Raw genomic sequence first — 17,841 nt, 5'->3', positions numbered from 1 at the left:
CTAGCTAGGCCCTGACTATAGCCTCTATAAAAAGAGGCCATAGGGTAACGAGTTAACAGGTAATGTCTATTGTCATCAACACCGATTAACGATAAGGCGTAGCGTGAGCTGAGGAACGGAAGATGGCATTTAATAGCATCACGTTAAGGCCGTTAAGGAAGGCTCGGCTTGTGGGATCCTGCGTAAACCCAATAACCATGCCATTACCAGTGGGCTGGTATAGTAAGAAGGGTTTGTATGCCAATTGTCGCTGATTTTCTTTCCAAATATATCCAGAAGCAAGGAGGTTTTTTTCTTCTTCATACCAAGCAAGGTTTTTGCCTGAGCTTAAGGTAATTGGTGAGAATATGGTGTTACCTGTGACCAACGCCGTAACCTGAGGGTTAACCCCTGCGGTAAGCCAGTGTTCTTGATCTACTGCGACATTGGCTAAAATACCTGCCACATAATCTGGCACGCGATGATGATCTTCTATACGTTGGATAAACTCCGCTTTACTGGCAATACGACTGCCTTGTACCCAGCCATCAGATGCGCCACCCGGCGGGGGGGGAGCGTCTTCCTCGTTCAGCTGGTATTCCAGTTGAGTCGCCAACAATCCACTTTCGGGAGAGGCGGCGTAGGCGGTAGCATTGGCTAACGTCACTAAAACCCCACCTTGTTCGACCCAACGTTTTAGATTTTCCGCCCCTTGTTTTCCTAATGCGCGGGTGTAGTTACCATCGGGTAAGATAATCACCTGATAATGGTTTAGATTACGGGAAGCAAGCATTGAGGTACGAATGGCGGTAACCGGATAATTGAATTGTTGCTCGAGGATAAAACGAGTACTACCTGCACTAAGTGAGCGGGTTGGCGTATCCCAGGCTATGGCAATATTGGGGGCCACCATGGTCGCTGTGCGAGCACTCCCAAAATTGGGCCCTTGGGTGACCCAGCTGCTATCAATACCAGTGACTATGGCACCACTTTCTAAAGCCAATGCCGCTACTTGTTGATGTATGGCTGGAGTATTGGCTTTGGTTTCGATAACCAATGTGCCTGCAGGGAATGGCTCGCCGCTCTCAAGGGTTATGGCGGCATCCACGCTTTTAAGTTTTACACCCGCTTTTAATGCGCCGGTAAGGAATCGGCCGGCGGCGCTGTCTCCCCAGGGAACCAGGTAGGCAACCTGAGCGTCGGTATTGGTAACGTAACCTTCAAGGGGAGTCTCTGCGGTAACGGTGATGCTATCCACTTTCACCTGCTTGCTACAGGCTGCGGTGTCGATATTAAAAAGTAGCGGCAATGACCATGCGGTTACGTCGTAAATTTGGTCATTGAGTTTTCGAGCCCGTCGACGTTCTTGTTCTTCAATAAAATCGTCAGCCATATCCACTTGTTGGGTAAAGGTGGTTTTAACATAAAGGCCGCGGGGCTGAGCGGTATCAATAATATAGCTGCCTTTGTCATATCGGGTACCGCAGGCTTTAAAGCTTTCGGTTGCCTGGGTGACTTCGACGCCATGTTGGGCCATTAACTGAGCTAGATGGTGGCTACCTGCGCGATCCTGTTGTACGGGAATAATGAAGGTGCGCTCCTCATCTTTTTTGCCCGCATTGATGGCATTAATTTGATACTGGTAGAAGTCGGATAAGATTTTTTCTCGATTAACCGCGGCCGCTTCAAGGGTAGCTAATGAGGCGACAAAGTGTTTTTGTACCGGCTCGCGATAATGATTTACTTTGCCGTCTTTGTCTCGAAAGACCATACCTCGGGTGGAGGCTACTTCATAGGTGGCCGCCGAAGCCCCATAAAATGTTGGCCAACTGTCACCATAACCAGGATAGAAAGCGTCAAATACTTCGCGGGTGAAATAGTCAAAACCAAAGCGGTCGAAGTGCTTGGCGTTGTTTTTACCGATAAGGGTGTTATTTTCCAGTTGCCCTTGTTGCATATGGGGGTTGATAGGGTTTGCCGAAGGTACAAAGAAATAACTGGCGTCGCCGCCCATTTCGTGTAAATCAATCACAACCGTGGGTTTAAAGTGGTTTAATATTGCAATTCGACCCGCGGTTTCCGGTTGGGTAATGGCTAGCCAATCCCGATTCATATCAAAGAGGTAGTGGTTACTGCGACCACGAGGCCAGGGTTCATTTTGATCAACACTTAATCTATCGGCACTGTCTTGCAGGCCCAAGTTGCCATAATAAAAGTTGGTAAACCGTGTGCGGCCATCTGGGTTTTGCAATGGATCAATAAACACCAGGGTGTTGGCGAGTACGGTGTTAACAAGAGGGTCGTCTTGGGCGGCAAGTAAATGATAAGCCGTCATCATCGCCGTGTCGGTACTGCTTAATTCGTTTCCGTGCACACCATGTTCTAACCATACTGACGATGGCAAAGTCGCGATGAGTTTTTTCGCCTCGGCAGATGAGGTGACTCGAGGGTCTGCCAGTTGATTCATTTGTTCGGCAAAGGTATCTAACTGGCCAATATACTGTTTGGCGCCGATGGCCACATAAATCAATTCTCGGCCTTCCCAGCTTTTGCCGTAGGAGGCAACCCTCACCTGTTCAGGCGCCGCTTCTGCTAGGGCATGAAAATAGCGCAACATATCGCTATGGGTGGTGATTCGTTCGCCGATGCGGTAGCCAAGCACTGACTCAATACTTGGGATGGCCGGTGAGTATGTAGCGCCGGGCCACATGGCGTCTTTAATATCAGAAGCGGGCGAAGAATATTCATCTCCAACGGCAGGAAAATTAATAAGAAATAATGTGGCCAAGGTGCAGGCCAGATGACGGAATGTGTGCATGGTTATTTATAATAGTAATGGAAATTAACATTGAGTGTAGCAATTTAAAACTCCGCCACAAAGTCAATACTTTGCCCTGAACAAAGATTTATTATCAAGGAACTAGTTGATGGGTTATGCTTATTAACTCTTGTATGTAAAAGATTTTTTAGGTCAGGATGTAAGTATGCCGATAGCGAGCGGTTTTTAGTGACAGAAATAGTGAAATTGCACACGGGTAGAGAAAAAGTAATCGCTTTTTTTATTATCTCTTTAAGTTACTTGTGCTTAGGGTTGGTGAGCACCTGGATTGCGATTCCACCAGGATACGCTTCTGTGGTTTGGCCCGCGGCGGGCGTTGCTTTACTTGCGACATTATATATTGGTGTACTGTCGTTGCCTGCAATAGCACTAGGTGCCGCACTTTTAAATCATTTTATTTCTTTTCAGTATGCCGATGGAGGAGGCAACCTTCTTCTTTCTTTTATCATTGGCAGTATCGCCGCTTTTCAAGCCTATCTTGGCCGTATTTTAATTTTATCCGCCCTTTCTGCCCCATTTAAATTTAGCCGTATTACCGTGGTTGTTCGGTTTATTATTTGCGGTGCGTTAATCAGCAGTCTCACCAGTGCCACCCTTAGTAATATTGTGTTGTGGTCGCAGGGGATTATTTCTGATGATGAATGGTTTAAAAGTTGGATAAGCTGGTACGTTGGCGATGCCATCGGTATTGTTTTTTCAGCGCCATGGTTGCTTGTGTTATTACCTAAAACCTTATCTTCTGTGGTACCTAAGGGCAGTTTTGTGCTTAAGTGCTTGGTTACCATCGGGGCTTGTACTGCGATTTTGGTGGTACTAATGACGTCCACTGAGAAGGAAAAGCATAAGACGGAGTTAGCCGTCAATTCAGATATTCTAGCCAATGCCCTTAGTGCTCAATTAGATAAAATCACCGATGTTTTGCAAGGTTTGGCAGGCTTTGTTCGTATTCAACATCAAATTACGCCGATGGAATTTCGAGCATACACCCAGGGATTGCTAAAACGAAACAAAGCGATACATGGGTTGTCATGGAATGAACGGGTGGCCCCAGAAGACCTAGACAGTTACCTTGCCACCATGTCAGCGCTGTATGAAAATTTCGACGATGATATTGGCTTTCGCCTTTCCCAGTTTACGCCCTCTAGTAGCGCATTATCAAAGAGCAACGAATCGGTTCACGTCATTGTTTCTTTTATTGAGCCCATCGATCTCAATCGCCGAGCCCTTGGGCTGGACGTCTATTCGCAAACGTCCCGTAAAGCCGCATTGGATCAAGCATGGTATACCCATCAACTTTATCCCACCGCCTCAATTGATTTAATTCAAGGAGAGGGAAGCCAAAAGGGGGTACTGGTCTTTTCGCCCGCCGGTAAAATGCCGTTATCTAATCATGTAGGGTATGCCACAGCCATACTTCGGTTAGAAGATTTGGCGATGCAGGCCTTTGATAAACGGGTTATCGGCCAAACTGGAATGGTGTTGTTTGATCCTGATGCAACATCAAATTCAGCTATTTTATATAGCGAAAATATAGAGGACAGCGAAATAGCAAATCTCACTGCCGGGTGGCGCGCCGGTAATAAAGCCGGAGATATCCAAGCTGAGAGCCCCTTTTCATTGCTGGAGGTAAGACGTATACCCGTTGGTGGGCATAACTGGATCTTGATGCAGGTGAGTCATGATCCATTTCTTTATCAGCCTTGGGGAATACATGTACTGCTTGCCGGGGCGGTGTTATTTGCTGGTTTATTGGGATGGTTTGTGATCATCGTTGCGGGCCATACCGATGAGATTGAATTTGAAGTAGAACGGCGCACCAATGCGTTAACAAAGGCAAATGAGCGCTTAGTGGCATCGGAGCGCGCCCAGGCCGATGCGGTAAAAGAAGCAAAACGTTCAAATAAAGCCAAGAGTGAATTCTTGGCGAATATGAGTCATGAAATTCGCACGCCACTAAATGCCATTTTGGGACTCAGTCGCTTAGGTCTTAACCAACAGCCCGAACCTAGCGTTAGTGAAAAGTTGAGAAAGATCAATCATTCAGGTGAGCTTCTATTAGCCATTATTAATGACATTCTTGATTTTTCTAAGATTGAAGCGCAAAAATTAGAGCTACACAGTGTGGTGTTTTCCGTCAGTGACATCATCAGTCAATTGCGAGACTTGTTTGTAGCGCAAGCTCAGACAAAAGGGATTTCGCTACAGTTTAAATTTGAGGGAAAACCACAACCTTGGTTGAAAGGTGACTCGCTAAGGCTAAGGCAAATATTAGTCAACCTGCTTAGTAACGCCATTAAATTTACTAACCAAGGTCGTGTCAGTTTACTGTGCCGATTTGAAGCCATATCAGATAAACAGTGCTGGCTTGTTATTGAGGTGGCTGATACTGGCATTGGTATGTCTGCGTCCCAACAAAAAGGGATCTTTGACGCCTTTATTCAGGGCGACTCCTCCACAAGCCGAAAATACGGTGGTACCGGCCTTGGTATGTCAATTAGTCATCGTCTCGCTATCGCCATGGGCGGCACTATTACCTGTACGAGTAAGATTACAGAAGGGAGTTTATTTCGCGTTCGCTTGCCCATGGTCATCCCTCAGCACTTTGAAATTAAAATCGCTCAACGGGAAAAGAATATTCTGACCACAACCGAACCGAGCGCGCTAAGAGGTCATATCTTGGTGGTTGAAGACAACGAAATAAATCAAGAAGTGGTGGGAGAACATCTACGCCAACTGGGATTAAACGTTAGCGTTGCTGAAAACGGTGCGCTGGCGGTGGTGGCGGTAAATGAGCAACATTTTGATCTTATCTTAATGGATATCCAGATGCCGGTGATGGATGGGTATCGTGCGGCGCAAAAAATACGTGAGCAAGGATTTAAAACGCCAATTATTGCCCTTACCGCGGCGGCTATGGTGGAAGATCGACATAAAGCGTTAGCATGCGGTATGAACGATCACTTAAGCAAACCGTTTAAAAGTGATGATATGTATCACGCGTTGGTTAAGTGGCTAAGAAAGCCAATGGTATAAGTTAATGTTGCCCCATATCACGCTTAGGTGACATTTTTTGTAATTTACGCTGTAAGGTTCGTCGATGAATGCCTAACGCTTTTGCCGTCGCTGATATATTCCCATCGTGTTCGTCTAATACTCGCTGAATATGTTCCCATTCAGCCTGTGCTGGGGTCATGGGGCGCAAGGACTCTGTATCTAAAGGAATGTCACCATTACCTAAGCGCTGGATAATGGTGCTAGAGTTTACCGGTTTTGTTAGGTAGTCGGTGGCACCAAGCTTCATCGCTTTTACCGTGGTGGGAATACTGGCATAGCCACTGATAACAATAAGGTGGCTAGGGCGAAAATGTGCATTTAACCGCTCAATATAATCTAGGCCAATCTCATCGCCTAACATCATATCTAGCAAGATGCCAAAGACGTGGCGAGTGGGTTCGGCCAGAGCTGCAGCTGCACTATCAAAAGACGAAACACAAAACTGCCCTTCACGGGACAGGCGTCTGGCTAACACCTGAGTCATTCTTAAGTCATCGTCGATGATCATAATTTCTTGTGTCATGTGTTCACCGGTAATGTGACGGTTGTTTCTAGCAAAGGTGACGCAGGCCCCTCTGCAATCCGCCATGTTACGCTACCTTTAAATTTCTCGATGGTCGCATTACTGAGAACTGCCCCCATTCCTGCTCCTTTGTCACTTTCCACAAGCTGAGTTCCTAGCATATTAAGGGCAGTCTGGTTAAGGTTTTGTACTGGGTTTTTTAACACCAGTATCCAGTGATGGGCGGTACTGGCGGTGGCAGCCTGAACCGCACCATGGCCTTCGCTATAGGCGTTTTCACAAGCATTAATAACAATGTTAGTCAGTGCCGGTAAGAGGGTTCTGTCGGCGACAAGGGTTTTGTTTTCGTCTTGAATTAACCAATCAATTTCGGCTTCAGGGCGCGCTAAAGCGAGGCTATAACGCAGTGCGTCAAGCAGCTCATGGCTATGGTAATGAGTGATCCTAGACTCGCGTACATCGTCGGCCACTTCCCGCCATGCTGACAATAGCTGGGTTAACCGGTCTACTTGATCTTGGGTTTCTTTAATGTATGTGGGGTCTTGGGTTTCTTCAAACTCTTCCAGTAAAAGGCTAATGGTTTGAATGGGGGTGGCGGCGTCATGGGTGAGCTGAGCTGCTGCGGTGCCAATGGCCAGCAATTGCTCATTCCGTAGTTGTTGTTCACGAAGCTGTCTGATGGCGCTGTTTTGTTGGTTTAGTTGCCAACGAAAATAGCCAATCACAGCGGCCAATAAAAAGCTTGTGAGTATAAAGCCCCACACCATATTAGCGGCATGTTGAGCCATGCCATGTTGCGTAATTTGACTATCAGTACTTAGCTGAAAAAGCTGTGCCAGGGTACTGACGATGAGGGTAAAGGTTGCACTGGGTAAAGGCAGTAACACCAATCCTACCACCAAAGGCACCAAGAGAATAATGGCAAAAGGGTTGGTTGCAGCGCCATAATGGGCGATAAGGATGTTTACGGCGATGATTTCGGCAATCACCATTAGCAGAGAAAGCCACGCTATGGGTGGCTTTCGTCCGGATATAAAAATATAAAGTAATAAAGTCATCGACGCCGTAATTGGTGCTCAGATTATTAAAATTGCCAGGTTACGCCCACATCAATCGAACGCCCCCGACCAGCAATCTGACTAAAACCATTGCTACTGTCAGCTTTGAATTGTGCGATATTAACACCCCCTAAAGGTTGTTCATAATATTCATCCAATAGGTTTTGAATGTCAAAGCGGAATGTAAAGGACGCAATGTTATACGAGGTGTTGAGGTTAATAACAGAATACGCCGATGTGGTATTTTCTTTGCGGCGCGCATCTACATCGGTTTTGCTATCGGCCCAAAGCCAACTCAACGACGCGGTTAAGGCGTCCATTTCATACTGTACTGTCATTCTGTTTTGTAACGGTAGGATTTGGTATAAATCGCTACTATCGTCTTTGCGCTCGCCTTTTTGCCAGTCGAGCCGGTTTAGTAAGGTAAGACGACCGTATTCGTTATCTACCAGTTCGCCGGCAGCGCTAATACTCGCGCCCATAAGCTTGGCATCTAGGTTAGTAAACTGTAGCAAGTTACGTTCGCCTGAGTCTAAACCCGAACTGTTAAATTGGCCGATGACGTCAGCATCAATATAGTCCTCAACATCGGTATACCAGGCATTGATTTCTGCACGCCATAATTGCTTATCAATTTGATAGGCAGCGGTAACGGTGTGTGCCGTTTCCGGTTTTAAATTAATGTCGCCCACGTAGCCATTGCCGTCGCCAAACCAGCCTATCATTGACATGGCCATGGTGCTGGTGCCCCAGGTGTAGCGTTCATACAGGTTCGGCGCTCGGTTTTTCTGTGCTAGGCCGAATTGTAGTTGGCTGTCATTGGGAAGTTTGCGGGTTGCCGTTAACGTAATGTCTGTTAGGGTGTCAGTTTGTTTGCGTTCGGCTGCATTGAAGGCCTCGGCCGCCGCTACATTACTGCTCATCATCGACATACTTGAGTCGACATAAGGTTGTACTTCACCGGTATCGGTTGTCACATATTCGATACGTGCGCCTGCCAAGTATTGCCAGTTACCTGTGTCGGCTGATTGCCATTCGATAAAGCCAGCTAATCGGGTGCGCTCACCATCGTTAATATTGACATAGTCATTGGGGCCCATCATGGCTGAGCCCTCTACTGCTGGCCACCAGTCATCTAATGAGTTTTTAAACCATTCTTGACCAAACCGCATAAGTGAGCCGTTATCTAACGGTATGTCAAAATGCAAGGTAACGGCATCGTCTCTGCTTTCTGTAAGCATGGGCATCATGCCCGTTTTCTCGTCGCTAAAAAAGCCCATCTCATGATCTACATTGCGCGTGCTTACCATTGCATCAAGGTTAAACAATGAAAATTGCCGTTCATACCGCGCTTTGACCGTAGTGCTATTATTATCCGTCATATCCATGTATTGATTAGGAAAGCCTTGATAAGGAATTGACTGATGATGAATGCTTAGTTGAATGCGTTGTTTTTCATCTCGGTAGCCAGCTGAAACGGCATGGTTTTGCGTTTTATAAAGAGTATCAAGGACTTTATTACCATTGCCGTCTTCGTAACTTTTGGCTTCGACCTGGGCCCCTACGTATTTAATATACCATTGGTCATTAGCGACGATGGCTTCGGCATCAAGGTGATTGGCATCATCGTTACTTTGATAAAAATAGCCTAAACGGCCTGACTGCCAGGTAAATTCAGAGGAATCAGAAAACTCAGGAACTAACGTCGACACCTCAATGACCCCAGCAATATTATCGCCGCCGCGACTTACGGGAGATACGCCGGGTAATACGGTTAAGGCATGCACTTCATTAGCTGCCACATATGAGAGCGGCGGATTCATTTGGTTGCCGCATGCAGCAGTGGTGGGGGCGCCATCGGTCAACAGCTGAATTCTATCTCCCATCATCCCGTTCAATACGGGCAGGGCAGAGGCGCCACCAGCACTTGAAAATTGCACTCCCGATTCTTCTAATTTTGATTGAATGCTATCGTGGTGATTTAGAAATAGAGGGCTGGTGGAAATTTCAATGACTTCCACATCATCGGTAGTCTGAGCCATTGCGCAGGATAAAAACAGCGGAGATAATGAAAATAAAGCAATAGTAGATTGATTCACCGAATATTTCCTGATTATTGAAAAGGCCGGTATTTTAGTGCGCGGATATTGTTCGGGCTATGCGACAGATTGTCGCACCTGTATCATCAAACTCATTGAAACCTATCAGCGTGAACGCCATACTGTTGTAAATTATGAAGTTAAAAACGTTGCGGCTTCGCTATCATACTAAGGGCGACTTGCTGTTTAAGCGATTCCGTTATAGTTTTTAACGATAAACTTATTCCCCCAGGTGTAATGTGGTGTCTTCAGCGAACAATATTCAAATTAAAGTCCTAGAGAAAGAGCAACTTAAGCATGCGGTGGTGTTCTCTGGCATTAGTCCAAAAGCAATGCGTCGGGTTTTTGCTGCTTGGTCTCTTTTTTCGGTAATAGTGGCGATTATCGTTGTACTTGCTCCTGGACTCAGTCAAACATTTCAACTCACAGTGTTTGGTATTCTTATTGCCTTCACCCTGGCCATGTTTGCCCAAAGCCGAATAGCTGAAGGCTGGCCTGCGTTAATCGGCGCAGACAATGAGGTTTGTGTTGTCCGAGATCCCCCTAAGCGAGAATTTATTTGTGTACCCAAAAGCTTGGTGAAGACGATAGAACCTACGCTTATAAAGCCAAATAAAAAAGCCCTGGCGCTTATCTTAGATACGGAACGGTTATCTGAAGAAGATGCCAAAATACTGAACAAAGCGGTTTGGCCTCGAGACGACAGACTTTTGGCTCTTGCTCATTTTATCTCTCGGGATAAAGCTTGTAAGAAAGTCTCTGCATTTTTGGCATTGTCTTAACCCTGCAACGTCATAGATGCTATAACGTTCTTTATCACGCCTTGCACAATAAATGACCATGTTCGGGCGAAATGGTGGCACGATGGCGTATTTGCGCGCTTTTTCTCGTCTCTTTTAGGAAAGTTGTTTTCTTAAATCATTTAATGGTAAGGTTGTCTTACCAATTTTTCTAGGTTTGCATTAGCCTGTATACAAAGCATTTTTTTATTTTTTCTGCGTATAGCGTAAAGAATATTTAAACCTTGTCCTTTCAAAAGGGAAGCGTTTTGTCGAGCTATGTCATATTGGCTTGCATTCTGCTTTAATTAATTCGAGAGTCAAAGCTGAGCGTTGTTTTTGAGCCTTGAGTTTTCTTTAGTAAGGGTGTCTACCCTGTGAAAGATAAGTGTGAGAGAAGAAAAACAAGGAGGCAATAATGACCCCACGTATGATATTGCGAATTCTTGTGGTGGAAGATGATCCTGTACTCGCCAGTCCTTTGACTAGCTACATAGCCGGGTTGGGTTGGGATGTGGATTTCGCCGCCAGTGGTAAATTAGCGCTGCGATTTTGTGCCAAGACAGATTACGATGCGATTGTAGTGGATGAAGCTATGCCAGATCTTTCTGGGGCCGAAATCTGCAATAAAATTAAAGCTCAATCAGATACGCCAGTGTTACTGATGACATCCAACCAACATAGTGAGCAGATGATGTCGTGCAACGCAGACGACTGTGTTGCTGACCCCAGTGATTACAGAGAAATCGCTCACCGTTGCCAGCATCTCAAAGAACGAGAAAAGCTACCCATTTCTGCTTAAAACCCGTTTAACTTACAATTGGGTTTGTCATCACGTAAATTGTTTTTCCCGAATAAGCATCAGCGTATGTTTATTCGGGAACATCGCCTACCTTTTCCCCGTCAATTTTAATTTTGTGTATAGCGGAAAGTGATCAGAGCCGTAGCCGGGTAATCGTTTTATGGTGACTAATTCAAATTCCTTACTGTGAAAAACATGATCAAGTGGCCAGCGTATGATGGGGTACTTAGCATGAAACGTGTTAAAGAAGCCTCGTCCAATTCGAGGGTCTTGAGCACCACTAATTTTACGAAAAATTCGCGTCGTGGGTGACCAAGCGACGTCGTTTAAATCGCCGGTAACGATTACCGGACATGTCTGTTTGGCACACTCATGACCCACTAACTTTAATTCTCTATCCCGTGGCGCTGCCGACTCATTTTCGGTAGGGCTGGGCGGCTTTGGATGGACAAAGTAAACTTTCACCGGCTGTCCCGCTAAGTTAAGGTAAATTTCCATGGATGGCACGTCAGACTCTACGATAAATCTTAGTTTTTCGTCACTGAAAGGCTTTTTGCTGAAAAGGTGCATGCCGTACAAGTTTTCTAGTGGGCAAGCCATTCGATAGGGATAATCCTTTTCAAGTGAGCGAAGGCCTCGCTCCCATTTCTTGTTAGTTTCTAGGGTAACTAAAATGTCAGGTTGATATTGTTCTACCAAGTCAATGAGGCCGGCAACATTGTCATTTGGCATATACACATTGCTTGTAAGAATGCTGAGGGTGTCATCACTGCTGTTACTGTCATCAACCTGTTTTACCTGTTTAGGCCAAATACAGGTATATGGCAGTACCCATGCTAATTGATACCCTAATGCAATCAACAACATCAACTGCATGAACGTCGACAGCAGCGGATAGGGGGCATAGCTAAACATCCACATCAGCAAGGTGGCGGTATAAATAAATGCTAATTGTACACGGGGAAATTCCCATACCCGAATTAGCCAATGCTTACCCGGTAAATGGGGTGCAACAGTGGTAAATAGGCATAAAACCGTTACCACACTAAGGAATATCATCATTACATCAATCTCGGTGAGTTATTATTCAAGTTTGCAGGACAGACCTTCATCTATAGCCTTCAATACCCTGATGCGATCACTTTTTGCTGATAGGGAGGGGGAACATCATACTGAGTAAATACTACCCGGGTTTACGAAATCTTTGCAGGGTAAAGTGATAGATTTCTCTATTCTTACAAGGTTAAATCATTGTTATCAGTAACTTAAGTTTGTTGGTATGGTATTGGCTTTAACTAATGTGCATTGTTAACTAAGGAGAACGAAACATGAAACGTTCAATTTTATCTTTATTAGTAGCAGGTACATTGGCCACCACCGCACATGCCGGTTCTATGAATGACGATAACGCATGGGAAAAAGGTGCGAAAGACGCGTGGATCGATGGTAAAGCAGAGGCCACCCTATTGTTTAACGGTAACCTGAATTCATTTGATATTAATACCGATGTTCAGGACGGTGCCGTTATTTTGACCGGCAAAGTCGAAAATTCTGTGGATAAAAAGCTGGCAGAAGAATTAGTCGCTAACATTGATGGCGTGTCAGATGTAGATAATCAGTTGACGGTCGTGGAAGACATGGGACGAATGAAAAGTCATGACTCAGACGATATGCACAGCGATAGCGCCATGGGGAATGACGAAGACGACACTAGCGAATTAACTGATGCAAAAATCGCTACCGTAATTAAAACCCGGTTACTCATGGATACAGACATTTCGGGATTCGACATTGATGTTGATGTGGAAAACGGTATGGTCACCTTATCGGGTACTGTGGATTCAGATGCAGAGCGAGACCTTGCTGTGGAAATAGCGAAAAACGCTGACGACGTGAAAGACGTGGAAGATAGCCTTACCGTAGAGCGGGAAGAAACCGCTATGCAAACCGAATAGCTTTTATCCTGCCATTAAAAAATAGCGCCTTCGGGCGCTTTTTTTATTGTCTTGGAGAGAGAAATATTGATCACACGTCACTATTATCCCCTAAAGGGATAATGTGTCCTTGCTCTACAGGTGAAAGAACAAATTATATGAAGTTATTTAAACCAAAACCGAAACCTGAACCCGCAACCCATTTCGAACAGCGTCTTCGTAAACAACCGGTGTTTAACTGGTTTGATAGGTATAAAGATACCGATACGCCAACCATGAAGGTGTCCTCTTACGGGTTCTCTGATGTAAGAAGTCAATAGCCTAAATCGGCAATTTATTCCCACCTCGCGTGTTTTTTACTCATCGCTGCGTGTAAGTCGGAAAAAGCTGTAATCATCTGTTTTTTTATATATTAAAAAACAGATGGTTACAGCTTTTTTTAATTGTCTTAGCTGGTACGTTGTATGCAACATTCTGAGGTATCAATAGTGGGTAACAAGCACGGTCATTCGTGCCAGCGAAAGGGGCAAATGATGGATTATCGTAAACTGTTAATTTTCGTGGTTCTTGTAGGGTGCAGTGTGGTGGTTGTGGGCGCTAATACGGATGTTAGCTTGACTGACAGAGGGGAGCAAAATGAACGGCGTCAACCTAAAGGGCCTGCCAAGATAAGTGAATTGGAATCCTATCTTGCACAACTGTCATTCGATGAGGAAAAGAAATTTCATAAAATTCGTCAACAGCGAATTGAGCATTATTTACAGTTGGCACGTAAGTATCAAAAGAGCGATTGGCAATACAATCGGGATGACGCACTTACACGTGCGAAAAACATTCTGGAGCATCATGAAAGGATGACTAATGGCAGTTACGCAAGTTTATAAACACACCTTGCTTGGCGGTATGGTTTTGGCCTTAGTGGCTTGTGCCAACGGGCCAGGGCAGGACCAGACAGAACAAAGCGTGAATCAGTCGACGGGTACTCAGGTACCCGTTTCTCGTGTGGATACCTTATCAAAGGGAAAGTCGGTTACCATTGAAACGAGTCAGGGAAGTCTTGACGTAGCCCCTACCGTGGTGAGTGTAGGCGATGAACAGCAAAACGATCCCAGCGGAGATATTGTCTACAATGACCCATGGGAAAGCGTCAACCGAGCTATTTTTTCGTTTAATCATTTTACCTATCAGTACGCTCTTTTGCCGCTTTCAGACGGTTACCGTTACGTGGTGCCAGGAGGCGTAAGAGATAAAATTGGCAATGCATTTGATAATCTAAGGGAGCCGCTTAATCTATTAAACAATACTTTCTCTGGTGAACTTGATGAAGCAGGAACGAATCTTGGCCGCTTTTTAATTAACTCAACGGTGGGTTTATTAGGCCTTTTTGACCCCGCAACGGACTGGTTTGATATTGCGCCGCAAAAGCAAACCATTGCCAATACGCTACAGCATTACGATATCAACGCTGGGCCTTACCTTGTTCTCCCCATCCTTGGTCCAAGCGATTCTCGGGGAGCATTTTCCACGCTTACCGAAGGGGTCATCCATCCTGTTAATTACGTAGCCGACCCCCCTGAAACTTACCAACTTCGTATTGTTGACGGCGTTGATGATTTTTCCAGCCAATCAGATGTTTATCGCTCGCTCTACGAGCAGGCCGATGATCCATACATTTATTTCAGAAATCAGTACATTCAGGGGCAGCGCCGTGACGAACTCTTCGAACTTAGCGAACAAGAGCAAGAATAACCCTAGTATTACCGCCAAGATAAGCCGAGGCATTGTGACATACCGGTGGTTCATCATCGTAGCGTTTATGCTGCTCGCTGGTGGATTAACACCCTATATTCAGCAATTTAAAATTGACGCTTCGGCTGACACCTTACTGGTTAAAGACAACAAATTGTATATTCAAAGCCAGGTCGCCAATGAAACCTTCTCGCCGGAGGAATTTATTTTGGTGGCCTATGTGCCCAAAAATCATGCTTTATTTAGCCAGCAAACCTTTGACGATATTGCGTTGTTGTCGCAAAAACTCGGTAACATCGAGCGGGTTGCTTCGGTAACCTCGATTTTAAATGTACCGCTTATAGACAGCGCCGATGCCTTATCTGGCTCAGATGACGTAAACGGGTTAACGTGGGAAAAGCAGCGCTACGGGCCTGAGAAAATGCAGTCTCTTATTAGTGGTCATCCTATCTTTACCGATTTACTTATCAATCGGCAGAACACCGCCACAGCCATTCAAGTGGTGTTCAAACCCGATCCGACTTTAGCCCGCATTGACAGCCGGATTACCGAAATTCAACAAAAAGTCCTTGATGATGAGCCCTTATCCGAGGCCGATAAAACTGAAATCGCCTCTTTGAAGCGCGAAGGGGATCCAATTCGCCAAAGGTTAACCATTCAAAGACAGCAAGAAATAGCCCAAATAGAAGAAATTACGGCAAGTGTGGCTGACCGTGCTGATACTTATATGGGGGGCGCATATGTGGTAGGCCAACACCTCATTGATATCATCAAATCTGATTTGATCACATTTGGAACCGCCATTGTCTTAGTGATCGTACTGTTGCTTGCACTGTTATACCGTTCGCTGAAGTGGGTGTTTTTTCCTGTTCTGTCCTGTGCTTTAAGTGTACTTCTGACCATGAGTTTGTTTGGCTTATTGGATATGCGAACCACGGTGATTTCTGCTAATTTTATCGCCCTTCAGTTAATTTTGACCTTGGCGGTGATGATCCACCTTATTGGTGCTTATCGCAGTATTAGCCATGGGAATACGGATTTAACCCAGCATCAACGTATCGTGGCCACGTTACAGGAGAAATTGTCGCCTTGTTTTTATGCAACTTTGACTACATCGGTTGGGTTTGGTGCGCTCATTTTCTCTGGGCTGCAACCGGTGGTGGCTTTTGGCTGGATGATGTTAGTGGCCATGGTGGTTACCATGTTGGTTAGCCTCTTACTTTTTCCCGCATTGCTCTCCTTTTTGCCTGCGGCGAAAGAAAAAGCGGATTTTTCTTTTATATCCCATGTCCTTACTTGGCTACGAGGCGTCTCTTTACGAGCTCCATGGCCAGTTAGCATTGTTGTTATCGCCCTTTTCGCTATTACTGCGTTAGGTATTACGCGCTTAAATGTTGAAAATTCCTTTATTAACTACTTCAGTAAAGATACCCAAGTTTATAGTGAGTTAGCTTTCATCGATAAGGAATTTGGGGGCTCGACGGCCCTTGATATTATTGTCACGTTAAACAACGCAGGGAAGGGGAGCGACGAAGATTTAGTGCTCACGGCGCAGTCCGTTGCCCAAATGCAACTGGTGCAAAAAGCCATTGATGCTTTTGATGCTACCGGCAGTGTTACCTCGGTGGTTAATTTCACTACATTGGCCAAACAACTAAATGGGGGGAAGCCGTTAACTGAATACGAACTTACCACCATTTATCGTTTGCTAGATGAAAAAGTGGCAAATCAATTGGTCGGTGCTTACTTGGCGGTTGATGACGGGACGTTTCGGATTGCCACCCGAGTTCAGGATACTACCGAAGGACTAGACCGACAGCACTTTATGACCCAGCTTAAACAAGACATGCAAGCTGTCGGACTAGAAGATAACCAGTATCAGCTAACCAATTTGTTCGTACTTTATCAGGATATATTAAGTCGGTTATTCGATTCGCAAATAAAAACACTGGGGATCGTGTATGTGGTGTTAGGTGTTGTTCTGCTTATTATATTCCGTTCAGTCAAAGTGGCACTTATTGCGCTTGTGCCAAATGTACTGACAACCCTTGGCATCTTGGGCGTAATTGGTTGGTTAGGTATCTCTCTTGATATTATGACCATCACCATAGCTGCAATTGCCATGGGCATAGCCGTGGATGACACCATCCACTTTTTGCATAGTTACCTTTCGGCAGGTAAAGCGCCTTCGGCGTCATCGGCGAGCAAACAAGCGTTTGAGCACTCAGGACGTGCCATACTTTATACCTCGGTGATTATCGCCACAGGTTTTTCTTTGTTTGGGTTTTCTGACTTTCTTCCCAGTGTGTATTTTGGCCTGTTAGCGTCATTGGCCATGTTAATGGCATTAGTCACTGATTTAACGTTACTACCGGCTCTGTTAAACCGCTTTGTGGGTAAAAAAAACGGTAGATTCATGATGTAGAGATAGAAATTAAGATACAAAAAAACCAGGCAATTGCCTGGTTTTTTTAAATGGCTAAAAACTAGCAGTCTTCATCTTCTGCGTTCATGCCTTCTTTCACATCTTCGCAGGTGTCCTCGACGGCATTACCTGCATCGGTCATTACCTCATCGACTTCTTCGCCAGCATTTTCAGCATTGTTGTCGCCACATGCGGCTAGTGAGAGTGCAAAGGAAGCTGCCAATAGTGTTTTTAACATTAGTGAATAGTATTTCATGTCCTTTCTCCTTTTCCAAAAAAATTTAAGTTAGGCGCGCGGCGCCTTTCCTCTGAATGCATTTGCAATCAAAGAGATAACAAGTAAAGCTACAAACACAAAGAATAAAAATTGCGCGATGCCCGTAGCGGCGCCGGCGATTCCACCGAACCCAAAAATGGCAGCGATAATAGCGATAATGAAAAATGTAATTGCCCAACCTAGCATAACTTTTTCCTCTATTTGCTTATGTGAATGTCCCTTTAACTTATGCTTGAACTATGCCACCTTTATCTTGTTGAAATATAGGAGTTATTTTTAATTCGTCTCAGCTGCTAAGGTGTCTAGCAGACAAGAGTTACAAA

The 17,841-nt window shown here is 45.2% G+C and carries 15 protein-coding genes; 8 read left to right on the top strand and 7 right to left on the bottom strand.

The features are described 5' to 3' along the window. Positions 1–85: 85 nt before the first annotated feature. Positions 86–2,797: a M14 family metallopeptidase gene (locus tag KO501_RS03040; protein WP_216028152.1), complete on the bottom strand. Its 2,712-nt coding sequence runs from the start codon at positions 2,795–2,797 to the stop codon at positions 86–88. A 201-nt stretch (positions 2,798–2,998) separates the two neighbouring features. Between KO501_RS03040 and KO501_RS03035 the strand changes: the two genes are divergently transcribed. Beyond that, the gene (locus KO501_RS03035) at positions 2,999–5,851 is read left to right on the top strand and encodes a response regulator (RefSeq protein WP_216028151.1); all 2,853 of its coding nucleotides are present in this window, start codon (positions 2,999–3,001) and stop codon (positions 5,849–5,851) included. A gap of 1 nt (position 5,852) precedes the next feature. Here KO501_RS03035 and KO501_RS03030 read toward each other — a convergent pair whose 3' ends face one another. Genes KO501_RS03030 through KO501_RS03020 form a run of 3 tightly spaced genes read right to left on the bottom strand, consistent with a single transcriptional unit; the run spans position 5,853 to position 9,552 of the window. Further along, complete coding sequence (locus KO501_RS03030) at positions 5,853–6,395, bottom strand: response regulator (protein ID WP_216028150.1); 543 nt, start codon at positions 6,393–6,395, stop codon at positions 5,853–5,855. After that, on the bottom strand, positions 6,392–7,453 hold the full coding sequence (locus KO501_RS03025; protein WP_216028149.1) for a hypothetical protein: 1,062 nt from the start codon (positions 7,451–7,453) through the stop codon (positions 6,392–6,394). Before KO501_RS03025 ends, KO501_RS03030 begins: the two co-directional genes overlap by 4 nt. A 26-nt stretch (positions 7,454–7,479) precedes the next feature. Next, positions 7,480–9,552 carry a TonB-dependent receptor gene (locus KO501_RS03020; RefSeq protein ID WP_354667802.1) on the bottom strand — a complete coding sequence of 691 codons (2,073 nt, stop codon included), beginning with the start codon at positions 9,550–9,552 and terminating at the stop codon, positions 7,480–7,482. A gap of 242 nt (positions 9,553–9,794) precedes the next feature. On the opposite strand from KO501_RS03020, the gene KO501_RS03015 reads away from it, so the two are divergent. Further along, the gene (locus tag KO501_RS03015) at positions 9,795–10,334 is read left to right on the top strand and encodes a hypothetical protein (RefSeq protein ID WP_216028148.1); all 540 of its coding nucleotides are present in this window, start codon (positions 9,795–9,797) and stop codon (positions 10,332–10,334) included. A gap of 415 nt (positions 10,335–10,749) precedes the next feature. Then, positions 10,750–11,133: a response regulator gene (locus KO501_RS03010; RefSeq protein WP_216028147.1), complete on the top strand. Its 384-nt coding sequence runs from the start codon at positions 10,750–10,752 to the stop codon at positions 11,131–11,133. 87 nt (positions 11,134–11,220) lie between these two features. Here the strand turns inward: KO501_RS03010 and KO501_RS03005 are convergent, their stop codons facing one another. Continuing rightward, positions 11,221–12,195, bottom strand: coding sequence for an endonuclease/exonuclease/phosphatase family protein (locus KO501_RS03005; protein WP_216028146.1), 975 nt, complete (start codon positions 12,193–12,195; stop codon positions 11,221–11,223). 266 nt (positions 12,196–12,461) lie between these two features. Here KO501_RS03005 and KO501_RS03000 point away from each other — a divergent pair, with 266 nt between their 5' ends. The 5 genes from KO501_RS03000 to KO501_RS02980 all read left to right on the top strand — a co-directional run bounded on the left by KO501_RS03000 (position 12,462) and on the right by KO501_RS02980 (position 17,241). Then, positions 12,462–13,088 (top strand): BON domain-containing protein, encoded by a 627-nt coding sequence (locus KO501_RS03000; protein WP_216028145.1) that lies wholly within the window; start codon positions 12,462–12,464, stop codon positions 13,086–13,088. Between the two features lie 137 nt (positions 13,089–13,225). Next, positions 13,226–13,387 (top strand): hypothetical protein, encoded by a 162-nt coding sequence (locus tag KO501_RS02995; protein ID WP_216028144.1) that lies wholly within the window; start codon positions 13,226–13,228, stop codon positions 13,385–13,387. 144 nt (positions 13,388–13,531) lie between these two features. After that, on the top strand, positions 13,532–13,951 hold the full coding sequence (locus tag KO501_RS02990; protein ID WP_216028143.1) for a hypothetical protein: 420 nt from the start codon (positions 13,532–13,534) through the stop codon (positions 13,949–13,951). Beyond that, on the top strand, positions 13,929–14,816 hold the full coding sequence (locus KO501_RS02985; protein ID WP_216028142.1) for a VacJ family lipoprotein: 888 nt from the start codon (positions 13,929–13,931) through the stop codon (positions 14,814–14,816). Before KO501_RS02990 ends, KO501_RS02985 begins: the two co-directional genes overlap by 23 nt. Beyond that, complete coding sequence (locus KO501_RS02980; protein WP_354667801.1) at positions 14,776–17,241, top strand: MMPL family transporter; 2,466 nt, start codon at positions 14,776–14,778, stop codon at positions 17,239–17,241. Before KO501_RS02985 ends, KO501_RS02980 begins: the two co-directional genes overlap by 41 nt. A 61-nt stretch (positions 17,242–17,302) precedes the next feature. On the opposite strand, the gene KO501_RS02975 is transcribed toward KO501_RS02980, so the two are convergent. Next, complete coding sequence (locus KO501_RS02975; RefSeq protein WP_216028141.1) at positions 17,303–17,497, bottom strand: hypothetical protein; 195 nt, start codon at positions 17,495–17,497, stop codon at positions 17,303–17,305. A 30-nt stretch (positions 17,498–17,527) separates the two neighbouring features. Continuing rightward, positions 17,528–17,704 (bottom strand): DUF1328 family protein, encoded by a 177-nt coding sequence (locus KO501_RS02970; protein WP_216028140.1) that lies wholly within the window; start codon positions 17,702–17,704, stop codon positions 17,528–17,530. Positions 17,705–17,841 lie beyond the last annotated feature (137 nt).

The organism is Alteromonas sp. C1M14 (assembly GCF_018860965.1).
Classification (GTDB): Bacteria; Pseudomonadota; Gammaproteobacteria; order Enterobacterales; family Alteromonadaceae; genus Alteromonas.
The sequence above is the reverse complement of the archived record's forward strand: the minus strand, read 5'-3'. Positions and strand labels throughout refer to the sequence as shown.

Bases quoted from the DNA above. Each gene is read 5' to 3' on its own strand.
- KO501_RS02970 (WP_216028140.1), bottom strand. From the start codon at position 17,704: ATGCTAGGTTGGGCAATTACATTTTTCATTATCGCTATTATCGCTGCC.
- KO501_RS03030 (WP_216028150.1), bottom strand. From the start codon at position 6,395: ATGACACAAGAAATTATGATCATCGACGATGACTTAAGAATGACTCAG.
- KO501_RS02995 (WP_216028144.1), top strand. From the start codon at position 13,226: ATGAAGTTATTTAAACCAAAACCGAAACCTGAACCCGCAACCCATTTC.
- KO501_RS02985 (WP_216028142.1), top strand. From the start codon at position 13,929: ATGGCAGTTACGCAAGTTTATAAACACACCTTGCTTGGCGGTATGGTT.
- KO501_RS03025 (WP_216028149.1), bottom strand. From the start codon at position 7,453: ATGACTTTATTACTTTATATTTTTATATCCGGACGAAAGCCACCCATA.
- KO501_RS03010 (WP_216028147.1), top strand. From the start codon at position 10,750: ATGACCCCACGTATGATATTGCGAATTCTTGTGGTGGAAGATGATCCT.
- KO501_RS02990 (WP_216028143.1), top strand. From the start codon at position 13,532: ATGCAACATTCTGAGGTATCAATAGTGGGTAACAAGCACGGTCATTCG.
- KO501_RS02975 (WP_216028141.1), bottom strand. From the start codon at position 17,497: ATGAAATACTATTCACTAATGTTAAAAACACTATTGGCAGCTTCCTTT.
- KO501_RS03000 (WP_216028145.1), top strand. From the start codon at position 12,462: ATGAAACGTTCAATTTTATCTTTATTAGTAGCAGGTACATTGGCCACC.
- KO501_RS03005 (WP_216028146.1), bottom strand. From the start codon at position 12,195: ATGATGATATTCCTTAGTGTGGTAACGGTTTTATGCCTATTTACCACT.
- KO501_RS03040 (WP_216028152.1), bottom strand. From the start codon at position 2,797: ATGCACACATTCCGTCATCTGGCCTGCACCTTGGCCACATTATTTCTT.